The 240-nt window shown below is 38.3% G+C and carries 1 pseudogene; it reads right to left on the reverse strand.

Going from position 1 to position 240, the window contains the following annotated elements:
• Positions 1-240: pseudogene (locus ACFINO_RS11295) on the reverse strand (transcription termination/antitermination protein NusA); the annotation flags it as partial.

A 240-nucleotide genomic window follows, 5' to 3' on the forward strand; every position in this document is an offset into this window, starting at 1 on the left:
TGGATTTCAGCAGCAGTCTCATGATCAAAACCATCAATGGAGGCAATTTCTTCCAGATCAATATAGGCGATTTCCTCGATGGAAGAAAAACCTTCTGATGCCATAACCTGCCCAATCATCTCATCAACGTCTAAGGATTCCATAAACAGTTTACTACGTTCGGTAAATTCTTTTTGACGGTTTTCAGATTCTTCCTGTTCCGTTAAAATATCAATATTCCATCCTGTTAATTGAGAAGCT

The organism is Bartonella sp. AA83SXKL, from assembly GCF_042196965.1.
Taxonomy (GTDB): Bacteria; Pseudomonadota; Alphaproteobacteria; order Rhizobiales; family Rhizobiaceae; genus Bartonella.